The organism is Actinophytocola xanthii (assembly GCF_001921205.1).
Classification (GTDB): Bacteria; Actinomycetota; Actinomycetes; order Mycobacteriales; family Pseudonocardiaceae; genus Actinophytocola; species Actinophytocola xanthii.
On the sequence record NZ_MSIE01000077.1, the window covers coordinates 24,498 to 49,411 of the forward strand.

Below are 24,914 nucleotides of genomic sequence, written 5' to 3' on the forward strand. Positions count from 1 at the left end.
GCGGACCTGACACCGGGCGAGAGGACAGACACGTGATCCAGCGGGACGTGATCTCCGACCTGACCGCGGAGGCGAACGAGGTCGACCAGCTCGTCGCCGGTCTCGACGCGGCCGGCTGGCAGCGGCCGACGCCGGCCCCCGGCTGGACGGTCGCCCACCAGGTCGCCCACCTGGCCTTCATCTTCCGGCTGGCCGGGACCGCCGCCGCCGACCCAGAGCTGTTCACCGCGATGACGGCCAAGGTCGGCCAGGACTTCGAGGCGGCGGTGAACGGCGCCCTGCGTGAGTACCTCGACGACCAGCCGGAGGTGCTGCTCACCCGCTGGCGGGCCGAGCGGGACGGGGCGATCAAGGCGCTGGCCGCGGTGCCGGCCGACCAGGTCGTGCCGTGGCTGGTCCGCCCGCTGCCGCCGGCGGTGCTGGCCTGCGCGGGAATCATGGAGCTGTTCGGGCACGGTCAGGACATCGCCGACGCGCTCGCGGTGACCCGAACCCGCACCGACCGGCTCTGGAACCTCGCCTGGTTCGCCACGCTCACCTGGGACTTCGGCTACCAGTCACGCGGGCTGACCCCGCCGGACGTGCGGTTCCGCTACGAGCTCACCGCACCCTCCGGGGAGATCTGGGAGTTCGGTCCCGCCGACGCCGAGCAGCGGATCAGCGGTCCCGCCGAGGACTTCTGCCTGCTGGTCACCCGGCGCCGGCACCGCGACGACCTCGCCCTGACGGCGGTCGGCGCCGACGCCGACCACTGGCTGGACATCGCCCAGGCCTACCGCGGGCCGGCCGGCGAGGGCCGCCGACCGGGCCAGTTCTCGGCCTGAGGCCGAGGCGGACCCGGGAGCGGGCACATGTCGGTCCGAGCCGTCCGCGGCGCGACCCAGGTGGACCGGGACGACCCGGCCCTCATCGCCGAGGGCACGACCGAGCTGCTCACCGAGGTGATCGGGCGCAACGGGCTGGACCCGGATGACCTGATCAGCGTCGTGTTCACCGTGACACCAGACCTGACCAGCGGCTTCCCCGCCGCGGCCGCCCGGGCGCTCGGGCTGACCGACCTGCCCCTGTTGTGCGCCACCGAGATCGACGTTCCGCACGCCCCGCGGCGGGTGGTCCGGCTGCTCGCCCACGTGGAGAGCGACCGCCCGCGGGCGGCGATCCGGCACGTGTACCTGCGCGGCGCGGCCGCACTGCGACCCGACCTGGCCGCGTAGGCGGTGTGCCGCCCCGGTGGGGGCGGCACACCGCCTCGGTGCGTCGGCTCAGCCGAACGCGTGGTCCCGCCACCTCGGGACCTCGGCCGCGCTCAGGGCGACCGGCAGGATCGCTGTCCGGTCGACCGAGCCGGTCAGCCGCTGACCGCCGCCCTGGTCCGCACCGAAGCGCAGCTCCCGGGTGGCGCAGCCGTTGATGCCGTCGTCGGGCACCGAGCCGGTCCCGGCCCGTACCCCGTCGACGTAGACGGCCAGCTCGCCCGCGTCGGTCATCGTGACCACGAGGTCGACCCACCGGTCGCGCGGGACCACCGCCGAGGTCGTCGTGCCCGTGCCCGACCCGATGAACCGCAGCTGGTCCGATGGGGTCAGGTCGATCAGCACGCCGTCGGTGCCCGGGTCGCCGCTGCGCTGCCAGTCGAACAGGCGGCGGTAGCCGGCGCCGGAGACCTTCACCTCGGTCGCGAACGTCGCCTGGCGGAGGAAGCCGAGCGAGGTCGGGGCGGTGGCGAGGTAGGTGTCGCCGTCCAGGACGGCGCCGCTCCCGGTGGGCGCCGTGCTGTCGTAGGTCGCGCTACCCCGGACCGTCGCGTCCCTGCCGTTCGCCGAGAGGTCCTCCACACCGGACCCCGCGGACGGGTCCCAGGCCACCAGCGGGGTGTCGGCCGGCGGCACCGGGCAGGGCGGCAGCGGCTCGATCGACACGCCGGTCCGACCGGTGTGCCGCCACCCCTGCCCGGTCAGTGTGACCGCCAGCGGCTCGAACTCGCTCTGCCCGGCCCGCGGCGTCACCGCGATCGTGAACGTCCGCGAGCGGCCCGGGCGGAGCGCCGGGACCTCGACCGCGACCGGCTCCGCCGTCCAGCCCTCGGGCAGGGTCACGGCCAGCCGGCCGGCCGGCAGCGTGCGGTGCAGTGCCGAGACCGTCACCTCGAGGTCGAACGGGGTCTGGGCGAGCGCCGCGTCCGGCGCCTCGACCCGCACCGAGGCGAGTGCTCGGAGAACGTAGCTCCGGCCTCGCTGCGCCGCGATCGTGATGGTGCCGTCGGCCTCGGTGACCCGGACCGGACGGCCTCGCGAGTCGACCACCTCGTAGCGGCCGGCGAGCAGGTCCGAGGACACCGTGATGGGGCCGGAACGACCGGCGGCGAGCTGGATCCGGGTCGGCGTGCCACCGGTCCAGTCGACGTCGACCGTCACGTCGCCGCGCGCCCGCAGGCCGCGGACCGACCCGTCGGCCCACTGGTCGGGCAGGGCCGGCAGCACGTCCACCACGCCGGTGTGGCTCTGCAGCAGCATCTCGGCCACGCCCGCGGTCGCGCCGAAGTTGCCGTCGATCTGGAACGGCGGATGGGTGTCCCACAGGTTGTCCAGCGTGCTGGTCTTCAGCAGCTCGGAGAGCATCAGGTGGGAGTGGTTGCCGTCCAGCAGCCGAGCCCAGAAGTTGATCTTCCAGGCCTTGCTCCACCCGGTGCCGCCGTCACCCCGGGCCTCCAGCGAGGTCCGCGCCGCCTCGACCAGCTCCGGGTCGCGCCGAGGAGTGATCTGGCGGCCGGGGTGCAGTGCGAACAGGTGCGACACGTGCCGGTGCTCGTTGTTCGGGTCGTCCCAGTCGAGCTTCCACTCCTGCAGCTGACCCCACGAGCCGACCCGCAGGCCCGGGTCCAACCGGTCGAGCGTGGCCTTCGCCTCTGCGGCGAACGCCCGGTCCCCGAGCGTGTTCGCCGCCTCGACGGTGTTGGTCAGCAGGTCCCACACGATCTGCTGGGACATCGAGGCGCCGGCCGAGAACGGCCCCTGCTCGGGCGAGTAGCTCGGGGTGACCACGAGCTTGCCGTCCCGCGGGTCGACGACCAGCTCGTCCATCCAGAACTCGGAGAGCGACCTGAGCATCGGGTAGGCCCGTTCACGCAGGAACCGCTCGTCCCGGGTGAACAGGTAGTGCTCGTAGTAGTGCTGGGCGAGCCAAGCGCCGGACTCGGGGAACCAGAACGCGGTCGCCCAGTCGTGCACCCCGGTGAAGCCGAACGGGTTGGTCTCGTTGTGCACCACCCAGCCCCAGTTGCCGAACATCTCCCGGGCGGTGACCTCACCGGCCGGCACCAGGGAGTCGACGTAGTCGAACAGCGGCGCCGTGGTCTCGGACAGGTTCGTCGTCTCCGCCGGCCAGTAGTTCATCTGCAGGTTGATGTTCACGTGGTAGTCCGCGCTCCACGGCGGGGACGTCGAGTTGTTCCAGACGCCCTGCAGGTTGGCCGGCAGCGAACCCGGCCGCGAGGACCCGATCAGCAGGTAGCGGCCGTACTGGAAGTACAGCGCCTCCAGGGCCTTGCGGTGCGCCGCCGGGGTGGCCGGGTCGCGGTAGGCCCGGAGCAGGTCGTCGGTCGGGATGTCGGGCATCTCCTGGCCGATGTCCAGGCTCACCCGGTCGAAGAGCTCCCGGTAGTCGGACACGTGCGCCGAGCGCAGCCGGCCGAACCCCTTGCCGGCGGCCCGGTCCACGCGCTGGGTGACCTCCTGGTGCGGGTCGCGGCCGGTGCGGTAGGTGGGGTACTCGGTCGAGTAGTCGGTGCCGGCGGCGAGGAGCAGCGTGACCGCGTCCGCCCCGCTGACGGTCACCGAGCCGTCGGCGTTGTCGGTGCGCCGACCACCCTCGTTGAGCACCTGGATCTGCGACTCGAACCGCATCCCGTTGTCGTTGAGCGCGCCGGCGAAGGTGATCCGGCCGCCGCGCGCGGTGATGTTCCGGGACCGGTTGTCCGGCGCGCTGACCGAGGCGGTGAACCCGACCTGGCCCGGCCGGTCCGCCGAGATCCTGGCCACGATGACGTGGTCCTCGCCGGAGGCGAAGTACTCGCGCGAGTGCCGGACGCCGTCGGCGGTGTAGCCGACCCCCGCGACGCCCTCGGCGATGTCGAGGTCGCGGCGGTAGCCGGTCACCTCGCCGGGCGCGGTCGGCTGGGTCAGCCGGAGGTCACCGAAGAGCTGGTAGGCGCCGAAGCCGGTCTTGGGCTGGCCGAGCTGGTCGGCGACCCACTCCGGGTCGGCCTGGCCCTGCGCCCAGATCCGGTCCTGGACCGCCTCGAGGGCGCCCGGGCGGGGCTCGCGCCAGTTGCCGAAGTCGTAGCCGGGTGAACCCGGGCCCCCGGTCCACAGCGTCTTCTCGTTGAACTGCACCAGCTCCGACTGCACGCCGCCGAAGATGTTGGCCCCCAGCGCGCCGTTGCCGACCGGCAGTGACTGGGACTCCCAGTCGGTGGCCGGCTCGTCGTACCACAGCGTCAGGTCAGCATCGCGACCGCCGCCGCCCCCACCGTGGCCGTGGCGTTGCCCCCCTTCGGAAGCCGAGGCGCTGCCTGCGACCAACGCGGTTCCGGCGAGCGCGGTGGTCGCGACCACCACCGCCGCCAATGCCCTCGTCGTCCTCTCGCGTAAGCGTTTGCTCGTCATCACGACTCCTCTGTCACGACACGAAACCGCTGATAGCAGGGTGTGCAGCTGGTTGTGCGGTAGAGAAGAGCGGAGCGGCCGGGCCCATCCGGGCCCGGCCGCCGCCGGTGGATCACTCGTAGAGGACCGCCTTGATCTCGGCGTCGTCGATGTTGCTCTTGTCGTACCACTTGAAGCCGGTGTCGATGGACTTCGGCAGCTCCTCGCCGTCGATCGCCTTCATCGCGGCGATCACGAGCTCGCGGCCCATGTTGACCGGGTCCTGGGTGACCGCGCCGGCCATGGAGCCGTCACGGATCGCGTCCACCTGGGCCTTGCCCGAGTCGAAGCCGACCAGCTTCAGGCCGGTCTTGCCGCTCTCCTCGACACCCTTGATGACGCCGATCGCGGAGCCCTCGTTGGCGGCGTAGATGCCCTTGAGGTCGGGGTTCGCCGAGATGATCGACTTGGTGATGTTGGCCGACTCCAGCTGGTCGCCACCGCCGTACTGCGGCTCGAGCACCTCGATGTCGGGTGCGTTCTGCTCCATCCACTCCATGAAGCCGTCGCGCCGGTCGGTACCGGACTTGCTGGTCTGGTCGTGGACGACCAGCGCGACCTTGCCCTTGCCACCGACGAGCTCGGACATGTGCTTGGCGGCCTCGGCCGCGGCGGCCTTGTTGTCCGTGCTGACCGTGGTCACCGGAACGTCGCTGTCCACACCGGAGTCGAAGGCGATAACCGGGATGTTCTGCGACTTCGCCTGCTGGAGCAGGGGCTCGGCGGACTGGCTGTCGAGCGCGGCGAAGCCGATGGCGGCCGGCGACTTGGCGAGGTCGTTGGTGAGCATGTTGATCTGCTCCTCGACGTCCGACTCGGTCGGCGGGCCGACGAAGGTGACGCGTGCGCCCTGCTTCTCGGCCTCCTCCTCCGCGCCGTTCTTGACCGCCTGCCAGAACTGGTGCTGGAAGCCCTTGGACACGATCGCGATGTACGGCTGCTCGCCGTTCCCGCCACCACCACCTCCGCCGGCGTTGCCGCCGTCCTCACCGCACGCGGTGAGCGAGAGTGCCAGGGCGGCACCGGCCATGATGGCGCCGGCCTTCCGAATCTTCATTGATCAGGCCTCTTTCTTTCGGAGAATGTCGGTGTAGACGGCTACGAGGATCACGCAGCCGAGGATGACGTTCTGCCACTCCTGCGGGATGGACATGATCTGTAGTCCGTTGTTCAGCGTGGAGATGATCAGCGCGCCGATGAGCGTGCCGAGGATCGAGCCCTTGCCGCCGGACAGGGAGGTTCCCCCGATGACCACGGCGGCGATCGCCTGGAGCTCGTAGCCCATGCCGGTCGCGGGCTGGGCCGACCCGAGCCTGGCGGAGATCATGATTCCGGCGAGGCCGGTGAACAGTCCGGCGAACGCGTAGATCGCGATCTTCCACTTGCGCACGTCGATGCCCGACAGCGCGGTTGCCTCCTCGTTGCTGCCGATCGAGTAGGTGTAGCGGCCGAGCACGGTCTTGGTGAGCAGCACGCCGGCGATGACCGCCACGACGATCAGCACCAGCACCGCGTTCGGGAACTCCACGCCGGGGATGAGGTTCCCGGTGGAGATCTTGGTGTAGCTCGGCTCCTCGCTGAAGTAGATCGGGGCGCTGTCCGACACCACCAGCGCGAGCCCTTCCGCCACGAGCATCATCGCGAGGGTCGCGATGAACGGCGGGATCTTCAGCAGGGCGATGTTGATGCCGTTGATCAGTCCCATCATTCCTCCGAAGAGGACTGTCGCGACCAGACCAACGACCAGTGGTAAGTCCATGTTGACGATGAACACGCCGGACATCACCGCGCACAGGGCCATCCCGGTACCGACCGCCAGGTCGATACCGCCGGTGATGATGACGAAGGTGGTGCCGATCGCCAGCGTTCCGATGACGACCGTCGAGAACAGGATCGCGGTGAAGTTGCCGTAGGTGAAGAAGAACGGGCTCGCCACCGAGAAGAACGCGAAGATCGCGATCAGGCTGGCGAACGCCAGCAGCTGCTGCAGCCGTCCCTTGGCGACCGCGGCGAAGCCGCCGCCGGCCACCGACTCGCGTGGCGGCGTCTCGAGGGCGGTCATGGCGCCTCCGCGGTTGCGCGTACGTCGGCCCTGGTCATGGCTTCCCTTCCTCTTCCGCCTCCGCCGCACCGGTGTCGACGGGGTCGAGCCCGAGCTCCACCGCGTCCTCGACGTTCTCGTCCGGACGCAGCGTGGCGTAGTGCATGATGCTCTCCTGGGTCGCCTCGCCGGCGTCGAGGATCCTGGTCACCCGGCCCTCGCTCATCACCACCACGCGGTGGGACATCCGCAGGACCTCGGGCAGCTCCGAGGAGATCATGATGATCGACTTCCCCCGCTCGGCGAGCTCGTTGAGCAGCTGGTAGATCTCCTCCTTGGCACCGACGTCGATGCCCCTGGTCGGCTCGTCGAAGATCAGGATGTCGCAGTCACGCGCCAGCCACTTCGCGATGACGACCTTCTGCTGGTTCCCCCCGGAGAGGAACTTCGTCGTCTGGTCCACCGAGGGCGTCTTGATGCGCAGCGAACCGACGTACTCGCTCGCCCTCGCCCGAGCGGCCCGGTCGTGGATGAACCCGGCCGTGGTGAACTTCTCGCGCAGCGCGCCGAGCGTGACGTTCGCCTTGACGTCCTTGTCGAGCAGCAGGCCGTAGCGCTTGCGGTCCTCGGACAGGTAGCCGATGCCGTGGCGGACCGCATCGGCCGGATGCCCGACGCGGATCTGCTCGCCCCGCAGGGTGATCACGCCGGCGTCGACCGGGTCGGCACCGACGATGGCCCGCGCGGTCTCGGTCCGGCCGGCCCCCATCAGACCCGCGAACCCGAGGATCTCCCCCGCCCGTAGGTCGAACGAGACGCCCTTGAGCAGGGTCCTTGTCGACAGGCCGGTCACCTCGAGCAGCACCTCGCGGTCGGGCCGGACGCCCCGCGGGCCCGCGCCGTCGGCCAGCATCCGGCCGACCATCATCGCGATGATCTCCCGGGTGCTGGTGGACCCGACGTCCACCGTGTCGACGTACTGCCCGTCCCGGATGACCGTCACCCGGTCGGCGATCCGCTTGATCTCCTCCATGCGGTGGGAGATGTAGATGACGCCGGTCTCCGGCCGGACGAACCGCCGGATCAGGTCGTGCAGGGTCTCGACCTCGACGTCGTTGAGCGCCGCCGTCGGCTCGTCCATGATCAGGACCCGGGGGTCGTATGACAGCGCCTTGGCGATCTCGACCATCTGCTGGTTCGCCACGGTCAGGTCGCCCACGACGGCGGTCGGGTCGAGCGGCAGGTGCAGTCGTTCGATGAGCTCCCGCGCCTCGCGGACCAGCCGACGCTCGTCGAGCAGCAGCCGCATCCGCCGCGGCTCGCGGCCGATGAAGATGTTCTGCGCGACGGTGAGGTGCGGCACCAGGTTGAACTCCTGGTGGATGATGCTGATCCCGAGCTCGGTGGCGTGCTTGGGCCCGGTGATCTCCAGCTGCTCGCCGTCCAGGGAGAACGTGCCGGTGTCCGGGGTGTAGATGCCGGAGAGCAACTTCATCAGCGTGGACTTGCCCGCGCCGTTCTCGCCGACCAGCGCGAGGACCTCGCCCGCGCGCAGGTCGAGGCGCATGTCCGACAGCGCCCGCACCCCGGGGAAGGACTTGTTCACCCCGACCACCTCGAGCAGGGGCAGCGAGGCGGTCGGGGGCCTCGTGGTACTGGTCACCACCTCGCCTCCTTCCCGTCGGTCTCAGCCATGGGTGTACTCCACAATGGATTCCTCGAGTAGCTGGGCACCCGCGCCGGGCGCCTTCGGGGCACGGTATCGCCCGCCGGTCACCTCGACCGGGGTGACGAAGTGCTCGTGCAGGTGATCCACGAACTCGATCATCCGGTTCTCGGTCGTGCCGGACACCGCGACGAAGTCGAACATCGCCAGGTGCTGGACGACCTCGCAGAGCCCCACCCCGCCCGCGTGCGGGCAGACCGGGACGCCGAACTTGGCGGCCAGCAGGAGGATCGCGAGGTTCTCGTTGACCCCGGCGACCCGGGTCGCGTCGAGCTGGAGCACCTGGAGCGCACCGGCCTGCAGGAACTGCTTGAACATGATCCGGTTGGCTGCGTGCTCGCCGGTGGCCACCGGCACCGGCGCGACCCCCCGGGCGATCGCGGCGTGCCCGAGGACGTCGTCGGGGCTGGTGGGCTCCTCGATCCAGGCCAGGTCGAACCGCTCGAGCTCTTTCACCCACCCGATGGCCTCGTCGACCTCCCATCGCTGGTTGGCGTCCACCGCGATCCGGATGTCCGGCCCGCACACCTCCCTGGCGATGGCCATTCGTCGGATGTCCTCACCGAGGTCGGCACCGACCTTGAGCTTGATCTGACCGAACCCGTCGGCGACGGCCTCCCGGCAGAGCCGGGCGAGCTTGGCGTCGTCGTACCCGAGCCAGCCCGGCGTGGTGGTGTAGGCGGGGTAGCCCCGCGCCAGCAGCGCCGCCTCCCGTTCGGCCCGGCCGGGCTCCGCGGCGCGCAGGATCTCCAGCGCCTCCTCGCGGGTCAGCGCGTCGGTGAGGTAGCGGAAGTCGACCAGGTCGACCAACTCCTCGGGGGACATGGCCGCCAGCAGCTTCCACAGCGGCCGCTCGGCGCGCTTCGCCTTGAGGTCCCACAGGGCGTTGACCACCGCCCCGACCGCCATGTGCATGACGCCCTTCTCGGGGCCGAGCCAGCGCAGCTGTGAGTCGTGGACCAGCTCCCGCCATACCCCGCCGAGGTCGGCCAGCAGCTCCTCGGCGTCGCGGCCCACGAGGTGGGGTGCGAGCGCACGGATCGCGGCGACCTGCACGTCGTTGCCGCGGCCGATCGTGAAGACGAACCCGTGGCCCTCGAGCCCGTCGGGTGCGTCGGTTCGGAGGCGGACGTAGGCCGCCGAGTAGTCGGGGTCGGGGTTCATGGCGTCCGACCCGTCCAACGTCAGTGACGTGGGGAATCGCACGTCACTCGTGTCCAGCGCAACGATGCGAGTCACGACGCTCTCCTGCTCCGGGGGGCGAGATCTGCTCGGGAGGTTAGACATCCGATGTATAGGGAGTCAAGGCTGCGATCACGGCTCGCCACACACTGCAACTTACCGTGACCACTCGCCCACGCAAACCGCTCATTCGTCCGATCTCTCGGACCCAAAGCTCAGCGGGAACCTGCGCAACCCCTCCAGCAGCGCCACGGCGACCTCGGCGTGAGGACCGCGGGTGCAAGCGCGAACCCGACACTGCCGCCGAGCGCTCGGCTACACCCCCGGACGCCACCGGGGCCAGGTCAGGTGAGCGGACCGGGTCAGGGGGTGGCGCGTTCCCAGGTCTGAAGGTAGGTCTCGGCCCCGCGCGCCATGTCCGCGGTGACCTGCTCGCCGTCGGCGCCGGCCGCGAGGCGCAGGTCCGCCAGCCAGTCGGGGAGCAGGCCGTAGTGGGCCATGCCGTCGACGTTCAGGTCGTAGACCCGTTCGCCGGTGTGCTGCTGGTCCACTGTGGAACCGCCGTCGAAGGTCTCGAACGGGTACTCCAGGGGGTGCGCGGCGGCATCCGCGCGCGGCGGGGGTTGGTGGCCGAAGCCGCCGGTGTCGAACCCCGCGCCGGTGCCGAACGGGTAGCGGGGGTCGGCGGCGGCGCGGATCGTGCGCCACTCCCGCACGAACTGCGCGGTGCCGTGACCGTACGGGCCGGCCACCCCGCCCAGGGACAGGATGCGCGGGTAGAAGCTCGGGTCCAGCCACGAATGGCTCGACACCACGCCGGGATACTCGTTCGCCTCCAACAGGTCCAACGCCTCGTCCATGGCCTTCACGCTCATGTGGTCGACGTCGATCAGCATGCCCCTGGCCATCATCCCCTCGATCGCGTAGCGACCGAGGTCGGTCAGGCCGTGCACGTTGCAGTGCGGGGCACTCGGGTACACCGGCAGCGTCACGCCCGGCGGCAGCAACGCCTGCAGCGGCCCGGCCAGCACGTCGCTCTCCACCGCGATCGTGTTGTCGCTGGCTGGCCCGGTGCACCGCTGTGCCTCCCAGAACCGGCCGGTGGAGTAGAAGTTCGCCGCGTTCACGACAAAGCCCGAGGTGCCCGCGTCGAACCGCACGCCGCACAGCGCGTTGTCGAACTTGTGGCAGACGAACATCCGGCGCACGCCCAGGTCGTACAGCTCGTCCAGGCCGGCGTCGATGTCCGCGCGGTCGCACAGCGGCTGCCCGTCGCGGATCCCGCAGCCGAACGGCTGGGACACCTCCACGCCCAGCACCACCGCGAGCTTGCCCTGCTCGATGACCTCCCGCGCCTGCGCAGGGTCGGTCACGATCCGGAACCAGCCCCGGCCCGGACCGCCCCACTGGGTGTCGATGAAGTCCTGTAGCTCGTAGATCCGTTGCGCCTGCAGCCGGACCGAAGCCATGTCCTCGCACGGGTTGCGCTTCAACGGGTAGATCTCGCACAGCGCCGCGTTGTTCACGAACAGGTTCGTGTAGACACGCAACCCGCCCCGCCACGCGCGCTCCAGCCACCGGTAGTAGGAGGCCTCGTGGGTCCACGAGTTGTGCTTGGGCCAGTCGCGGAACGTGGGCCAGCCCCGCGTGTCGTGGGTGAACGTCGGGTAGCCGCCGCCGGCCAGGTTCTCCCACCAGGCACCGAGCCCGTTCGGCTCGTGGTCGGGACAGTCGACCAGCGCGTCGGTGATCCCGTACCGGCTCCACGGTTGTCCACAGTGGATCTCGCCGCCGATGAACTCGAACGCGGTCAGGTGGTTGTGCAGGTCGACGACCCCGCGCACCTCGCCGTCGGGCGTGGTGCCGGTGAACGGGGTGCCCTCGATGTTGAGGTCCGCCTCGGGCGCGTCGGCACATCCCGACGCCGGTTCCGGCGTGAACGGGGTGGCTGTGGTCCGCAGCGCGAGCGTGGCGAGCAGCGGGTCCACCGCGAGCTGCCGGTTGGTCGACACCGAGGTGATCGTGACCGTGTCGCCGGAGCCCGCGGCGAGCCGCCAGTCCGTGCTCGGCCCCGCGGCCCTGGCCGAGAGCACGCCGAGCGTGCCGAGCCCGGTGCCGAGGAAGTCCTCGCCGGTCCCGTACAGCAGGTAGGTCGAGGAACCCGTGCCCTGCAGGCGGAACGGCTGCGTGGGCCCGGCGCCGGTGGCCTGGTACCCGCCGAGCGCGTTGCGCACGACGTACTTCCCGGACGGCGCGCGCAGGGCGACGCAGGCGCCGTCGAGCGCCGTGACATCGGTCTGTGCGACCGCGACCGGCGCCGGCGCACTCACCACCCCGGCGAGGAGCACCGCCGAGACCACACCCAGAACCCGCGCGCGGTAGGACGTCACCGATCCACCCTCACCCGGGACTGGGACCGAGTCAATCGGCTGATCAGCGGCGATTGGCGTGCGCCAGGAGGATGTCGCGGCTGTGGGCGAACGCGTCCGGCGTGAGCCCGGCCAGGCGGTCGCGGACCGCCTCGAGGAACACCTCGCGCGCCGCCCCCGGCATTCGGGACAGCCTGCGCGAGGTGACGCCGAGCGTCCGGCGGTGCCCGACGAACTCCTCCAGATCCGGATGGTAGGACCACGGCACGCGCAGGACCCGGATCTCGCCGAACCCCGAGCCGCCGAGCAGGGTGGACAGCTTGTCCTCGCTGTCGACCACCGCGTGCCGGCTGAACAGCGAGGAATCCGAGGGCGCGCCGTGCCGGTCCAGCTCCTCGTTCCAGATCTCCAGCGCCGGCACCGGGGTCTCAGGGCCCCACACGGCGACGCCGAGCGCGCCGCCCTGGCGCAGCACCCGATGTGCCTCACGCACCCCCGCCGCCGGCTCGGGCAGGTGGAAGAGCATGAACGCCTGCACGACGACGTCGAACGCCCCGCCGGCGAACGGCAGCCGCGCCGCGTCGGCGACCAGGCGCGGGAAAGCGGCCGGGGCGCGGCGCACCATCCCCGCGGCGCGGTCGGCCGCGACCACGAGCGCCTCGGGCGCGTGCCGGCGCAACGCCGGCAGCAAGGTGCCGACCCCCGAGCCCAGGTCGAGCACGGCGCCGGCCCGCGTCAGCGGCAACTCCTCGAGCAACCGCAGGCTCGCCGGGTTCAGCAACCCCGCCCACCGCCGCTCGTAGTCCCCGGCGGAGCCGGAGTAGTGCTCGGCGAGCGCGCGGACGGCACCGTCGCCGGCCGGCGGGCTCTCCGGCTTCCCCACGTGTCAGCTCCGCTCGACCAGCCGCCCGACCACGTCCGGACCGGGGTGCGCGGTGCCCGAGCCGTCGCGGCGCGGATCGGGCTCGGGCAGCTCGACCGACGAGCCGTTGCGGGCCATCCCGGCCGGGCGCGGACCGACCCAGGCCAGCATCAGCCTGGTCTCGCCCTTGAGGAACCGGTGGGTCCGCACGCCGCCGGTCGCCCTGCCCTTGGCCGGGTACTTCGCGAACGGGGTGACCTTGACGCTCTGCCCGGTGGCGGTGACCACCATCGGCTCGCCGTGCTCGTCGTCGTCGGTCCGCACCGCGCCGAAGAACACGGCCTGCTCGCCGGGGGCGAGGTTGACCCCGGTCATGCCGCCGCCCTTGAGGCCCTGCGGGCGAACGAGCGAGGCGGGGTAGCGCAGCAGCGAGGAGTCCGAGGACAGGAACACGCAGGTCTCGGTGCCGTCGGTGAGCCAGGTCGCGCCGATGACCTCGTCGTCGCCCTTGAGGCCGATGACCTCGAACTCGTCGGAGCGCACCGGCCAGTCGGGCGAGCAGACCTTCACCATGCCCGAGCGGGTGCCCAGGGCGAGCCCGGGCGAGCCCTCGGCCCGCTCGCCGAGCGGGGCGATGCCGACCACCCGCTCACCTTTCTCCAGCGGTACCAGCTCGCTGGCCGCCATGCCGCCGCCGAGCGAGACCGTGCCGGCGTGCTCGGGCAGCACCGGCAGCGGGAGCACGTCAGTCTTGAACGCCCGGCCGCGGCTGGTGACCACGAGGATCTGCCCGCGGGCCGTGGTGTGCACCAGCGCCGCCACCGCGTCGTGCCTGGCGCGTCCGCTGCGCCGGCGCGCCTCGGTCGCCTCCTCGGACTCCGCGGCCGTCCTGGCCACCAGGCCGGTGGCCGACAGCAGCACCTGGCAGGGGTCGTCGGCCACCTCGAGCGGGCCGGCCGGCTTGGAGGCGGCGAGCACCTCCTTGAGGTCGCCGTCGATCAGCGCGGTCCTGCGCTCGACGGCGAGGTCCTTGGCGACCTTGGCGAGCTCGGTGGAGACGAGCTTGCGCAGCACGGACTCGTCGTCGAGGATCTTGGAGAGCTCGGCGATCTCGGCCCGCAGCCGCTCCTGCTCCTCCTCCAGCTCGATCCGGTCGTACTTGGTGAGCCGGCGCAGCGGGGTGTCGAGGATGTAGGTGGCCTGGATCTCGGAGAGCTTGAACCGCTTCATCAGGCCTTCCTTGGCCTCGGCGGCGTTCTCGCTGTTGCGGATCAGCCGGATCACCTTGTCGATGTCCAGCAGGGCGATCAGCAGACCCTCGACCAGGTGCAGCCGCTCCTCGCGCTTGCGCCGGCGGAAGCGGGTGCGGCGGGTGACGACCTCGTAGCGGTGGCGGAGGAAGACCTCGAGCAGGGCCTTGAGCCCCAGGGTCTGCGGCTGCCCGTCGACCAGGACGAGGTTGTTGATGCCGAAGGACTGCTCCATGGGCGTCAGCCGGTAGAGATCGGCCAGCAGCGCCTGCGGGTTGACCCCGACCTTGCACTCGATGACCAGACGGGTGCCGTTCTCACCGTCGGTGAGGTCCTTGACGTCGGCGATCCCGGTGAGGCGCTTGGACTTGGTCACCTCGTCGGTGATCTTCTCGATGATCTTCTCCGGGCCGACCGCGTAGGGCAGCTCGACGACCGTGATGGCCTGCCTCCCCCGGCTCCCCTCCAGCGGGCCGATCTCGACCTTGGCCCGCATGCGGACGACGCCGCGACCGGTCTCGTAGGCGCGGCGGACCTCGTCGAGGCCGAGCAGCATGCCCCCGGTCGGCAGGTCGGGCCCCGGGACGAACTCCATCAGCTTGTCGAGTGTCGCGTTGGGATGGTTGATCAGCCACCGCGCGGCCCCGATGACCTCACCGAGGTTGTGCGGGATCATGTTGGTCGCCATGCCCACGGCGATCCCGGAGGTTCCGTTCACCAGCAGGTTCGGGAAGGCCGCCGGGAGTACGACCGGCTCGGCCAGCGACCCGTCGTAGTTCGGCCGGAAGTCGACGGTCTCCTCGCCCAGCTCCCCCACCAGCAACATCGCCTCGGGCGAAAGCCTCGACTCGGTGTACCTGCTGGCCGCCGGGCCGTCGTCCGGGGAGCCGAAATTGCCATGCCCGTCGATGAGCGGGGCGTTCATCGAGAAGTCCTGGGCCAGCCGGACCATGGCGTCGTAGATCGCCATGTCGCCGTGGGGGTGGTAGCGGCCCATGACGTCGCCGACCACGCGGGAGGACTTCACGTAGGCGTGGGTGGGCCGGTAGCCGTTCTCGTGCATCGAGTAGAGGATGCGGCGGTGTACGGGCTTGAGGCCGTCCCGGGCGTCGGGGAGGGCGCGGGAGTGGATGACCGAGTAGGCGTACTCCAGATAGGAGTCCTCGATCTCGGTCTTCAGTGAGTTGTCGAAGACCTGCGCGCCCGCCCGGTCGAACGCGGCGGGGTCGACCCGGGTCGTGCGGGCCTTGCGGCGTGCCATTCTCGATCCTGCCCTGTCGTCGCTGTGCTCAGATGTCGATCGCGGACTGGTCCACGCGGGCCGAGGACTCCACCAGCCAGGCCCGCCGGGGTTCGACCTTCTCCCCCATCAGCAACTCCAACGCCGCCTCCGCGGCCTCGGCGTCGTCGAGGGTGATCCGGCGTACCGATCTGGTCGCCGGGTTCATCGTGGTGTCCCACAGCTCGTCGGCGTCCATCTCGCCGAGCCCCTTGAACCGGGGCACCGGCGTGACGATCTGCTTGCCGGCCTTCTCCAGCTCGGCGAGCTTGGTCTCCATCTCGCGCTGGGTGAAGGTGAAGTAGGTCTGCGGGTTCTTGCCCTTGGTGGTGATCTTGTGCAGCGGCGGCATGGCGGCGAACAGCCGGCCGTCCTCGATCACCGGCCGCATGTAGCGGGCGAACAGGGTAATCAGCAGCGTACGGATGTGCGAACCGTCCACATCGGCGTCGGCCATCAGGATCACCCGGCCGTAGCGCATGGCCGGCAGGTCGAACGTGCGTCCGCTTCCCGCGCCGAGCACCTGGACGATCGAGGCGATCTCCGCGTTGCGCAGGGTGTCGGCGAGGCTCGCCTTCTGCACGTTGAGGATCTTGCCGCGCAGCGGGAGCAGGGCCTGGTACTCCGACACCCTGGCGTGCCGGGCGCTGCCCAGTGCGCTGTCGCCCTCGACGAGGAACAGCTCGCTGCGGGAGATGCCGGTGGCACGGCAGTCGACGAGCTTGGCCGGCATGGCGGCGCCCTCGAGCGCGGTCTTGCGCCGGGCCGCGTCCTTCTGCTGCTTCTGGGCGAGCCGCACCCGGGACGCGTCGACGATCTTCTGCAGGACCGTCTTGGCCTCGGTCTTGGTCTTGCGGTTCTCGGTCCAGGCCTTGATCTGCTGCTCGACGATGCCCTGCAGCACCCGGGTGATGCCGGCGGTGGACAGCTCGTCCTTGGTCTGCGAGGTGAACTGCGGCTCCGGCAGCCGGACGTGCACGACCGCGGTCATGCCCTCCTGGACGTCCTCCAGCGTCGGCGGGTCCTCCTTGGGCTTGAGCATCCCGCGGGTGCGCCCGATGGCGTCCTGCACGGCCTTGAGCACCGCGCGGTCGAACCCGCGGCGATGGGTCCCGCCGTGCACGTTCCGGATGGTGTTGGTGAAGCACTCGACGGTGCGCTCGTAGCCCGTGCCCCAGCGCAGCGCGACCTCCACCTCCGCCCGACGCTCTACTTTGGACTGCATGACGCCGTTCTCGTCGGCGGCGTTCTCCCGGTAGGTGCCCTCACCGGTGATCATCAGGGTGCCGGAGACCGCCTTCTCGTCCGACGGCGCGAGGAAGTCCACCATGTCGGCGAGGCCGTTGGGGTAGGAGAACGTCTCCTCCCCGATGGCACCGTCGGTGGCGTTGCGCAGCACGTAGGTCACGCCGGGCACCAGGAAGGCGGTGTTGCGCAGCTTGGCCCGCACGGCCTCGACGTCGAGCGCGGCGCCGTTCTCGAAGTAGCGGGCGTCGTACCAGTAGCGGGTGGACGTGCCGGTGGCCTCGCCCCGCTTCATCTTCCGGACCACCTGGAGGCCGGAGCGCTTGGTGAACTTGGCCTTGGGGCCGGGACCGTCGAACTCGCCGGGCACGCCCCGGGCGAACGACATCTGGTGGACCTTGCCCTCGCGCTTGACCGTGACGTCGAACCGGTGGGACAGCGCGTTGACCGCGGAGGCGCCGACGCCGTGCAGGCCGCCGGAGGTCTTGTAGCCGGAGCCGCCGAACTTGCCGCCGGCGTGCAGCCTGGTCAGCACGAGCTCGACGCCGGAGAGCTTGGACTTGGCGTGGACGCCAGTGGGGATGCCGCGGCCGTCGTCGTCGACCTGGACGCTGCCGTCGGCGTGCAGGGTCACCACGACCTTGGTGGCGTGGCCGGCGACGCCCTCGTCGGTCGAGTTGTCGACGATCTCGTTGAAGAGGTGGTTGATGCCGCGGCTGTCGGTGGACCCGATGTACATGCCCGGCCGCTTGCGCACCGCCTCGAGTCCCTCGAGATGCGTCAGATCGTCGGCCCCGTACACCGTCTCCGCAGTCACCGTCAGCTCCTGTGTCCCTCGCCACGCCCTGCTCCGGCCACCCACCGGCGGCGCGGCACCACCGTAGACGAGGGTATCGGCACGGCCCGACAATCCCGTGCATTCGCCGGGGCCGGTCCGCGGGTTCGGCCACGGCCTCCGAGTTGACCTGCGCTTTCGCCTCGGTATCTCCACGATAGGCCCTGCTCGGCGCGCGCGCCGGCCGCGGTCACGCTGGGTGAGGCCGACCGGTCCTGTTCGGACCTTTCCCTGGCGGGCGATCTCACCCGGGGGTGAGGCGCCGGGGGCCGACCAGGGCCGCGACCCCGCTGAGCACGAAGCCCAGCGCGGGGCCGTAGGCCCCGATGTCCAGCGTGGCGGGGTCACCGGCGAAGTCGCGGACGGCGAGCACGTGCACCGCGGCCAGGGCGAGCAGCACCAGCCCGGCGACCCGCCGGAACATCGCCATCGCCGTGCGCAGCATGAAGATCACCAGAACCAGCACGCCCACCGCGACGCCCACGGTGATGATCTCCGCGCGGGAGAGGTCGGGCCCGCCGTCGCCGAACAGCTCGAGCAGGCCGTAGCGCAGCACGAGGTACCCGACGCCCAGGATGGCGAGGCCGGCCCAGACCACCTTCATCGCCACCGACTCCAGTACCGACACCAGCGCCAGCAGGATGCCCAGCGCGGCGAGCGGGTAGCTGAACAGGAACACGTACCAGCCCCCGAACCCGCTCGCCCCGACCCCGGTGACCAGGTCCCACAGTTCGGGCAGCGGCACGGACTCGCCACCGGTGGCCGACGCGGAGACCCATGGCAGCACGAGCAGGCTCAGCACCTGCACGACGAGGCCGAGCAGGGTGAGCAGCAGCCCCAGCCCGGGCAGCCGCAACCGTGGGCCGTCGTCGTCATAGGCCTGCCGCGGAGGCGGCGCTGGCGGGCGCTGCCGCCTCTCGGGCGGGTACGGCTCACCGTGGTACCGCTCGAACCCGCCGGACGGCCCGTAGCCCTCCCGAGAGCCGCCCTCCCGAGAACCGTAGCCCTCCGACCGGCCGTAGCCCTGCGGCGGCCCATAGCCCTGCGCGCGCCCGTAGGTCTCCTGCTGGCCGTAGCCCTCCGGCGGCCCGTAGTCCTGCGGCCGCTGCCCCTGCCGCGGCCGGTACCCGGGCTGCCAGTCTGGTTCGCCCTGGTAGGGGCCGGAACGCGACATGCGGGCACCGTACCCGTCGGTGGGCCAGGAGCCCAGCCGAAACCTCTCAGTCCCCCTCGGCCCAGAACTTCTGGACGAGCGCGGCGAACTCCTCCGCCCGCTCGATCTGGGGCATGTGCCCGGTGTCCGGGAACAGGTGGGTACGCACGTGCGGCAGCAGCGTCCTCGCCTCCGCCAGGTGCGCCGCCGGGAGGATCAGGTCGTGCGAGCCCCACACGACCAGGGTCGGCGCACCCGCCCGCGCGGTCGCGGTCAGCAGCAGCTCCCGCCAGCCGGGCCGCACCCCACGGAAGGTGCCCAGCGACCGGCACAGCTCCAGCATCACCCGCGCCCCGTGCGGGCGACGGGCGAAGGCGAGGGAGCGCTCCACCCGTTCCTCGGTCACGAACGACCCGTCACGGAAGAGCGCGCGTTCCATCCGGCGCGCGCCGGCGCGCGAAGGCCGCAGCAGCAGCCGGCCGACCGGGCGCAGCGCGAGCAGGCGCAGCGCGATCGTGACCTCCCGACCGAAGCCGGCGCTGGCCACCAGCACCATGCTCCGCACCCGGTCGGGGTGGCGCAGGGCGAGCAGCATGGCGACGGCCCCGCCGAGCGAGTTGCCGACCACGTGCACCGGCTGCCGCTCGCCGACCGCGTCGAGGAAGCCGCGGACGTGCTCGGCGTAGGGCGGCAGCGTGGCCCGGCCGGGCAGCGGGTCGGACTCGCCGAAGCCGGGGAGGTCGACGCTGTAGACCCGGAACCCCTCGAGCAGCTGGTGCTGCTCGGTCCAGTCCTCGAGGCTGCGGGCGATGCCGTGCAGCAGCAGCACGGGCGGGCCGTCCCCGGTGACCCGGTAACGCACCCGCAGGCCGTCCACCCGGACCTCGGTCATCCAGTCCGTCCACTGAGGACGGAGCTGCGGAACGCCATGTCGTCGTCCACCGGGCCGTAGCGCATCAGCAGGACATCCCGCGGGTAGTTCTGGTAGAGCCGCCACGGTGCGGCCGCCCCCTGCTTGGGCAGGCCCTCGACGCTGCGCAGGACGTACCCGGAGCGCAAGTCGACCAGCGGCACGGTGGCCGCGGTGCCCGGGGGCGGGGTGGGCGTCGCGACCCGCAGGCCGCGCGCCGCCATGTGCTTGAGCAGCCGGCAGACGTACCGGGCCACCAGGTCGCTCTTGAGGGTCCAGGAGGCGTTGGTGTACCCGATCGTGAGCGCGAAGTTGGGCACCCCGGAGAGCATCATCCCCTTGTAGGCGAGGGTGTTCCCGAGCTCGACCGGGTCGCCGTCGACGGTGAGTGACATACCGCCGATCGGCAGCAGGTTCAGGCCGGTCGCGGTGACCACGATGTCGGCGGGCAGCTCGGTGCCGGACTCCAGCCTCACCCCGCCGGCGGTGAAGCCGGCGATCCGGTCGGTGACGACCGACGCCCGTCCCTCCCGCAGCGCGGCGAACAGGTCGCCGTCGGGGACGAAGCACATGCGCTGGTCCCACGGCTGGTAGCGGGGCCGGAAGTGCGTGTCGACGTCGAAGCCGGCGGGCAGCAGCCGCAGCGCGCCCCTGCGCAGCAGGGCCTTCATGAGCGTGGGCGCCCGCCGGGAGAGCTGGTACGCCGCCTGTGCGCCGAGCACGTTCTTCCACCGCACGAGCGGGTAGAGCAGCCGGCCGGGGACCCGGTCGCGCAGGATCCGGGCGAGCGGGTCGATGGCCGGCAGCGCCAGGACGTAGCTCGGCGAGCGCTGGAGCATCGTCACGTGGGCCGCGGTCTCGGCCATCGACGGCACGAGCGTCACCGCGGTGGCGCCGCTGCCGATCACCACCACCCGCTTGCCGGCGTAGTCGAGGTCCTCGGGCCAGTGCTGGGGGTGGACCACCGTCCCGCCGAACGCCTCGATGCCGGGGAGCTCCGGGGTGTAACCCCGGTCGTAGCGGTAGTAGCCGGAGCAGACGAACAGGAACGAGCAGGTGATCGTCACCTCCTCGCTCCCCTCGGGGCGCTCGTGCCGGGCGCGCACGGTCCACCTGGCGTCCTCGCTGGACCACTCGGCGCCCAGCACGCGGTGGCGGAACCGGACCAGCTCGTCCACGCCGTACTCGCGCGCGGTGTCCCGCACGTACTCGCGGATGGAGGTGCCGTCGGCCATCGTGCGGGACTTGGTCCAGGGGCGGAACGAGTAGCCGAGGGTGAACATGTCCGAGTCCGACCGCACGCCGGGGTAGCGGAACAGGTCCCAGGTGCCGCCGATCGCGTCCCGCGCCTCCAGGACCGCCACCCGCCGGTCGGGGCACTCGCGCCGCAGGTGGCAGGCGGCGCCGACGCCGGACAGGCCGGCACCGACGATCAGCACGTCGACGTGGTCGACGGAGGTCGCAGCAGACATGTGGTCCCCATCCACGATCCGGGCCGTCGACCCACGGTATCGACAGGGTGTCGAGTGGGTCAACACAGTGTTGAGCGGATCTGGCGGCCGGCGGTAGCCTGCGGGCATGGGCCCCGCCACGTCGAAGCGCGGCCGGCGCTCCCCCCGGCCCTCCGGCGACGACCGCGAGGGCGCGATCCTGGCCACCGCCGAGCGCCTGCTCGGCGAGCGCTCGATGCGCGACATCTCCATCGACGACCTCGCCCGCGGCGCGGGGATCTCCCGGCCCACGTTCTACTTCTACTTCCCCTCCAAGGACGCCGTGCTGCTCGCGCTGCTGGACGGCGTGGTCCAGGAGGCCGACGCGGCGCTGGCCGCGGTATCGGCGGACATCCTGGCCGCCGACCCCTCCCGTTACTGGCGCGACTGCATCGCCACCTTCCACCGGACCTTCGGCGCGCACGCGGCGGTCACGCTGGCGTGCGCGGAGGTTCGGCTGACCAACACCGAGGTGCTCGAGCTGTGGTCGCGGGTCATGGACTCGTGGAACCAAGCCGTGGCGGCCGCGATCGAGGGCGAGCGGGTGCGCGGCGCCGCGCCGCCGGGCCTACCGGCCCGGGACCTGGCCATCGCGCTGAACTCGATGAACGAGCGGGTGCTGTACTCCTCGTTCGCCCACGACGTCCCGACCGTCGCCGCCGAGGACGTGGTGGACGTCCTGCACACGGTCTGGCTCAACGCGATCTACCAGACCACGGACCCGTAGCCGGCGGGTCAGGTGCCGCCGCTGAGCTGGAAGCGGATCGTGCCGGTGACCGAGTCGTCGACGTCGAGGACCTTGTCCGCCAGGTACTCGGCGGTCGAGGAGTCCACCAGCACCCGGGCGCCGGTCGTCGCCTCGGTCACCACCAGGTCCGTCTCCTCGGGAAGCGTCGCGACCGAGAGGGACAGCCTGCCCTCGCCCGCCCTGGCGTGTACCCGAAGCCCTGCCCGGCTCCGTCCCGCGACGAGCCGCTTGATCGCCGTTCCGGCCGCCGGCGTTATCCGTAACACCGTCCACCACCTCCATCGGTCGGCGGACACGCTGCATACCCGGCCCAGCCGCGGCCAACCACCGATGTTTCGCCCGCCGCCTCCCGGGTAGGCCAGCACTCCGACCAGGAGGACGTGATGTGCCATGAGGCACCCGAACACGAGCCGATGAACAGCGCCGGCCTACGGGTCGAGGAGCACGACCTCGCCGGTGCGTGCGTGCTCGAGCCGCGCGGCGTACTCGAAGGACTCGCCTGCGGTGCGCTGAGCGAGTCCCTGGTGCGGACCGGGGCCGGCGAGCCGAGCGCGGTGATCGTCGACCTCGCCGGGCTCGAGATCCCGCCGACTCCGCCCTGTCGCTGTTCCGCTCGGTTGGCGACCAGCTCGCCCAGTGGCCGGGTGTGCCGCTGCTGCTGGTCGCCGGTCGTGCCGAGCACCGCAGGATGCTGGACCGGTACGAGGCGTGCGCCCACCTGCCGGTACACCCGTCCGTGTCGGCCGCCGCCGCGGCGGTGGGCCGTCCGCCACCGCGCCGCGTCGCGCGGCTCACCCTGCCCAACGACCTGGTCAGCGCCCGGCTCGCCAGGGCGTTCATCCTGCGTACCTGCGCGGAGTGGGACGAGGTGGGCAAGGCGCTGGACGCGGTGACGGTGGTCAACGAACTGGTCGAGAACACCCTGCTGCACACCTACAGCGCGCCCTCGGTTCGCCTCGAGCTGCGCCACGGCCTGCTGACCGTCGCGGTCTACGACGACGACCCGGCACCTCCCCTGATGGTCCCGCCGACCCCGGGCACGACGGGGCGGCGGGGCCTGGTGCTCATCGACCGGCTGGCGGCGGTGTGGGGCTGCTCGCCGACCCGGTCCGGCGGCAAGGCGGTGTGGGCGGTCCTGTGAGACGCCGCTCAGGCGGCCAGCGCGGCCCGCAGCGAGCGGTACAGCAGGGCAGCGTCGCCCAGCCGGTGGCGGAGCTGGCGCTCGAGGCCGCCGATCGGCACCAGGTTCTGCGGGGCCCGCGGGTCCTTGTGCGGGGAGCTGGCCAGCCGGGGCAGGACGAGCGCGGTCACGTCGGCGAGCGCGGCCGCCTCCTCCGCGCGCAGGTCCGCCGAGCACTCCAGGCGCACGACCCCGGCCCACGGCGCGCGAGCGGCGCCGGGCAGCCGCAGGTACCAGGAGGTGCGCTCCCAGGAGGTGCCCATGCCGAACACGGGGCTGCGCTGTCCTGGCTCGAGCGCCGCCACCACCGCCGCCTGCTCGGCCTGCAGGTAGGACTTCTGGTGGGTCTTGACGTAGCCGACCGTGCGGGCGAGGTGGGTCCGGCCGCGCAGCGGGCCGTCCACCACGAGCAGGTCGTCCTCGACGTTCCCGTGCCGTCGCCAGGCCGTCGCCAGCTCCACCTCCAGCGCCGCCAGCCGGCCCTGGACGCCGAGGGTCAACGCGTCCAGCCCGCCGGGGGTGTGGCGGAAGGCGTAGGTGGCGTGCCGGGTCTTGATGTCCTCGCCGGTGGCGGCGTAGAGCCCGCGGTCGACGGCGACGTCCACGATCCGGGCGGCGCCGTCGCAGCACACCAGGCCGGCCGCGAGCGAGGCGACGACGCCGGGCTGCGGCTCGGGTTCGCGGGCGTGCACCCAGACCCGGGCGTCGATGCGCCGCACGCCGTCGAGGAACAGCACCGAGCCCGGCACCGTGCCCTCCCGCGGCGTCAGCGGGCGCCACCGCGAGGCGGGCAGCTCCAGGTCGAGGGTCAGCGTCGCCGAGGACTCCCGACCGTCCAGCTCGTCGCCCCGCGCGACCCCGTAGCCGGGGTCCCACGGGTCCACCGTGTAGGACGGGGGCGACAACAACGCGGTCATGGCGCCACCCTCACACCTCGACCCGCCGCAGCCGCGACGACGCGCCGTCCCGGGTCACCGCGAACTGCACGGGCACCCGCTCGGCCAGGGCCGGGACGTGGGTGACGATCCCCACCATCCGGTCGGTCTCCTCGGCGAGCCGCTCGAGCGTGGCCGCGACCGTGTCCAGCGTCGCCTCGTCCAGGGTGCCGAAGCCCTCGTCGAGGAACATCGAGTTGAGGTCGCGCTTGCCCCCGGAGAGCCCGACGACCTGGTGGGACAGGGCCAGCGCGAGGGCAAGCGAGGCCTGGAAGGTCTCCCCGCCGGACAGCGTGCTGACCGGCCGCCGGGTCCCGGCGTCGTTGTGGTCGATCACCACCAGCTCGTTGCGCTCGGCGCGGTGCAGCTCGTACTGCCCGCCGGAGAGCTGCAGGAGGATCTCCGAGGCCTCGGTGACCAGCGAGTCCAGTGCCTCGGCGCAGAGCCAGGCCTCGAACCCGTTGGACTTGAGCAGGTTGCCCAGCGTGCGGGCGACCCGCTCCTCCTCGCGGCACTGCTCGACCTCCTGGGCCAGCGCCGCCGACCGGGAGCGGCGGGCCTGGAGATCGTCGAGGTCGCGCCGGGCCTCGGCCAGGTGGGTGGCCAGCACGACGTCCGGCTTCGCCTCCCGGGGGAGCGCGATCCCGTGCCGGTCGAACAGCTCGGTCAGCGTCGCCCGGGCGGCCCCGCCGCTGGCCCGCAGGTCCTGCTCGGCCCGCTCCAGCTCGGCCACCCGGCCGGACAGCTCCTCGCGGTGTGCCCTGGCCCAGTCGAGCAGGGCCTGCCACGCCCTGGCCAGGTCGTCGCCCTCGACCGGCGGCGCCCCCGCGGCCGTGAACCTGTCGCGTGCCGCCCGCAGCGCCGCCCACGCCCGCCGCTCCTCCTCGACCAGCTCGGTGCGCTGGCGCTGGGCCCGCTCGACGGCGGTTCGAGCGGCCCTGGCCTTGGCGCGGGCGGCCTCGGCCGCGGCGTCCGCGGCCTGGCGCTCGGCCAGCGCCGCGTCCAC

At 71.8% G+C, this 24,914-nt stretch carries 19 protein-coding genes; 4 read left to right on the top strand and 15 right to left on the bottom strand.

Going from position 1 to position 24,914, the window contains the following annotated elements:
- The first annotated feature begins 32 nt into the window (after window positions 1-32).
- A complete protein-coding gene (locus BU204_RS31970) occupies window positions 33-824 on the top strand; it encodes a TIGR03084 family metal-binding protein (protein ID WP_075129528.1) in 792 nt (263 codons plus the stop codon).
- Window positions 825-851: 27 nt separating this feature from the next.
- Window positions 852-1,214 carry a chorismate mutase gene (gene aroH / locus BU204_RS31975; protein ID WP_075129529.1) on the top strand — a complete coding sequence of 121 codons (363 nt, stop codon included), beginning with the start codon at window positions 852-854 and terminating at the stop codon, window positions 1,212-1,214.
- A gap of 48 nt (window positions 1,215-1,262) precedes the next feature.
- On the opposite strand, the gene BU204_RS31980 is transcribed toward aroH, so the two are convergent.
- The 12 genes from BU204_RS31980 to BU204_RS32035 form a co-directional block, all read right to left on the bottom strand.
- The gene (locus BU204_RS31980; RefSeq protein WP_075129530.1) at window positions 1,263-4,664 is read right to left on the bottom strand and encodes a glycosyl hydrolase family 95 catalytic domain-containing protein; all 3,402 of its coding nucleotides are present in this window, start codon (window positions 4,662-4,664) and stop codon (window positions 1,263-1,265) included.
- 112 nt (window positions 4,665-4,776) lie between these two features.
- The gene (locus tag BU204_RS31985) at window positions 4,777-5,760 is read right to left on the bottom strand and encodes an ABC transporter substrate-binding protein (protein WP_075129531.1); all 984 of its coding nucleotides are present in this window, start codon (window positions 5,758-5,760) and stop codon (window positions 4,777-4,779) included.
- 3 nt (window positions 5,761-5,763) lie between these two features.
- On the bottom strand, window positions 5,764-6,765 hold the full coding sequence (locus tag BU204_RS31990) for an ABC transporter permease (RefSeq protein ID WP_075129532.1): 1,002 nt from the start codon (window positions 6,763-6,765) through the stop codon (window positions 5,764-5,766).
- Window positions 6,766-6,799: 34 nt separating this feature from the next.
- A complete protein-coding gene (locus BU204_RS31995) occupies window positions 6,800-8,407 on the bottom strand; it encodes a sugar ABC transporter ATP-binding protein (RefSeq protein ID WP_075129547.1) in 1,608 nt (535 codons plus the stop codon).
- Between the two features lie 24 nt (window positions 8,408-8,431).
- Window positions 8,432-9,709: an L-fuconate dehydratase gene (locus BU204_RS32000; protein WP_075129533.1), complete on the bottom strand. Its 1,278-nt coding sequence runs from the start codon at window positions 9,707-9,709 to the stop codon at window positions 8,432-8,434.
- A 305-nt stretch (window positions 9,710-10,014) separates the two neighbouring features.
- Window positions 10,015-12,042 (bottom strand): amidohydrolase family protein, encoded by a 2,028-nt coding sequence (locus tag BU204_RS32005; protein WP_075129534.1) that lies wholly within the window; start codon window positions 12,040-12,042, stop codon window positions 10,015-10,017.
- A gap of 43 nt (window positions 12,043-12,085) precedes the next feature.
- Window positions 12,086-12,904 carry a class I SAM-dependent methyltransferase gene (locus tag BU204_RS32010; protein ID WP_075129535.1) on the bottom strand — a complete coding sequence of 273 codons (819 nt, stop codon included), beginning with the start codon at window positions 12,902-12,904 and terminating at the stop codon, window positions 12,086-12,088.
- A 3-nt stretch (window positions 12,905-12,907) separates the two neighbouring features.
- On the bottom strand, window positions 12,908-15,394 hold the full coding sequence (locus BU204_RS32015) for a DNA gyrase/topoisomerase IV subunit A (protein WP_075129536.1): 2,487 nt from the start codon (window positions 15,392-15,394) through the stop codon (window positions 12,908-12,910).
- A gap of 28 nt (window positions 15,395-15,422) precedes the next feature.
- A complete protein-coding gene (locus BU204_RS32020) occupies window positions 15,423-17,474 on the bottom strand; it encodes a DNA gyrase/topoisomerase IV subunit B (RefSeq protein ID WP_143229898.1) in 2,052 nt (683 codons plus the stop codon).
- 262 nt (window positions 17,475-17,736) lie between these two features.
- Window positions 17,737-18,666: a hypothetical protein gene (locus BU204_RS32025; RefSeq protein ID WP_075129537.1), complete on the bottom strand. Its 930-nt coding sequence runs from the start codon at window positions 18,664-18,666 to the stop codon at window positions 17,737-17,739.
- 46 nt (window positions 18,667-18,712) lie between these two features.
- The gene (locus tag BU204_RS32030) at window positions 18,713-19,537 is read right to left on the bottom strand and encodes an alpha/beta fold hydrolase (protein WP_075129538.1); all 825 of its coding nucleotides are present in this window, start codon (window positions 19,535-19,537) and stop codon (window positions 18,713-18,715) included.
- Window positions 19,534-21,027, bottom strand: a complete 1,494-nt coding sequence (locus BU204_RS32035) for a flavin-containing monooxygenase (protein WP_075129539.1) — start codon at window positions 21,025-21,027, stop codon at window positions 19,534-19,536. Before BU204_RS32035 ends, BU204_RS32030 begins: the two co-directional genes overlap by 4 nt.
- Before the next feature lie 106 nt (window positions 21,028-21,133).
- On the opposite strand from BU204_RS32035, the gene BU204_RS32040 reads away from it, so the two are divergent.
- Window positions 21,134-21,772, top strand: a complete 639-nt coding sequence (locus BU204_RS32040; protein ID WP_075129540.1) for a TetR/AcrR family transcriptional regulator — start codon at window positions 21,134-21,136, stop codon at window positions 21,770-21,772.
- Window positions 21,773-21,780: 8 nt separating this feature from the next.
- On the opposite strand, the gene BU204_RS32045 is transcribed toward BU204_RS32040, so the two are convergent.
- The gene (locus BU204_RS32045) at window positions 21,781-22,059 is read right to left on the bottom strand and encodes a hypothetical protein (protein ID WP_075129541.1); all 279 of its coding nucleotides are present in this window, start codon (window positions 22,057-22,059) and stop codon (window positions 21,781-21,783) included.
- 380 nt (window positions 22,060-22,439) lie between these two features.
- On the opposite strand from BU204_RS32045, the gene BU204_RS32050 reads away from it, so the two are divergent.
- A complete protein-coding gene (locus BU204_RS32050; protein WP_075129542.1) occupies window positions 22,440-22,934 on the top strand; it encodes an ATP-binding protein in 495 nt (164 codons plus the stop codon).
- An 8-nt stretch (window positions 22,935-22,942) separates the two neighbouring features.
- On the opposite strand, the gene BU204_RS32055 is transcribed toward BU204_RS32050, so the two are convergent.
- A complete protein-coding gene (locus BU204_RS32055) occupies window positions 22,943-23,890 on the bottom strand; it encodes a DNA double-strand break repair nuclease NurA (protein ID WP_075129543.1) in 948 nt (315 codons plus the stop codon).
- Between the two features lie 10 nt (window positions 23,891-23,900).
- Window positions 23,901-24,914: AAA family ATPase (locus tag BU204_RS41630; protein WP_143229899.1), on the bottom strand; the 1,014-nt coding region annotated here is incomplete at its 5' end.

What these genes read in the sequence shown, in the direction of transcription:
- aroH (WP_075129529.1), top strand. Translation starts at nt 852, where the DNA reads ATGTCGGTCCGAGCCGTCCGCGGCGCGACCCAGGTGGACCGGGACGAC.
- BU204_RS31980 (WP_075129530.1), bottom strand. Translation starts at nt 4,664, where the DNA reads ATGACGAGCAAACGCTTACGCGAGAGGACGACGAGGGCATTGGCGGCG.
- BU204_RS31985 (WP_075129531.1), bottom strand. Translation starts at nt 5,760, where the DNA reads ATGAAGATTCGGAAGGCCGGCGCCATCATGGCCGGTGCCGCCCTGGCA.
- BU204_RS31990 (WP_075129532.1), bottom strand. Translation starts at nt 6,765, where the DNA reads ATGACCGCCCTCGAGACGCCGCCACGCGAGTCGGTGGCCGGCGGCGGC.
- BU204_RS32015 (WP_075129536.1), bottom strand. Translation starts at nt 15,394, where the DNA reads ATGGCACGCCGCAAGGCCCGCACGACCCGGGTCGACCCCGCCGCGTTC.
- BU204_RS32025 (WP_075129537.1), bottom strand. Translation starts at nt 18,666, where the DNA reads ATGTCGCGTTCCGGCCCCTACCAGGGCGAACCAGACTGGCAGCCCGGG.
- BU204_RS32030 (WP_075129538.1), bottom strand. Translation starts at nt 19,537, where the DNA reads ATGACCGAGGTCCGGGTGGACGGCCTGCGGGTGCGTTACCGGGTCACC.
- BU204_RS32035 (WP_075129539.1), bottom strand. Translation starts at nt 21,027, where the DNA reads ATGTCTGCTGCGACCTCCGTCGACCACGTCGACGTGCTGATCGTCGGT.
- BU204_RS32040 (WP_075129540.1), top strand. Translation starts at nt 21,134, where the DNA reads ATGGGCCCCGCCACGTCGAAGCGCGGCCGGCGCTCCCCCCGGCCCTCC.
- BU204_RS32055 (WP_075129543.1), bottom strand. Translation starts at nt 23,890, where the DNA reads ATGACCGCGTTGTTGTCGCCCCCGTCCTACACGGTGGACCCGTGGGAC.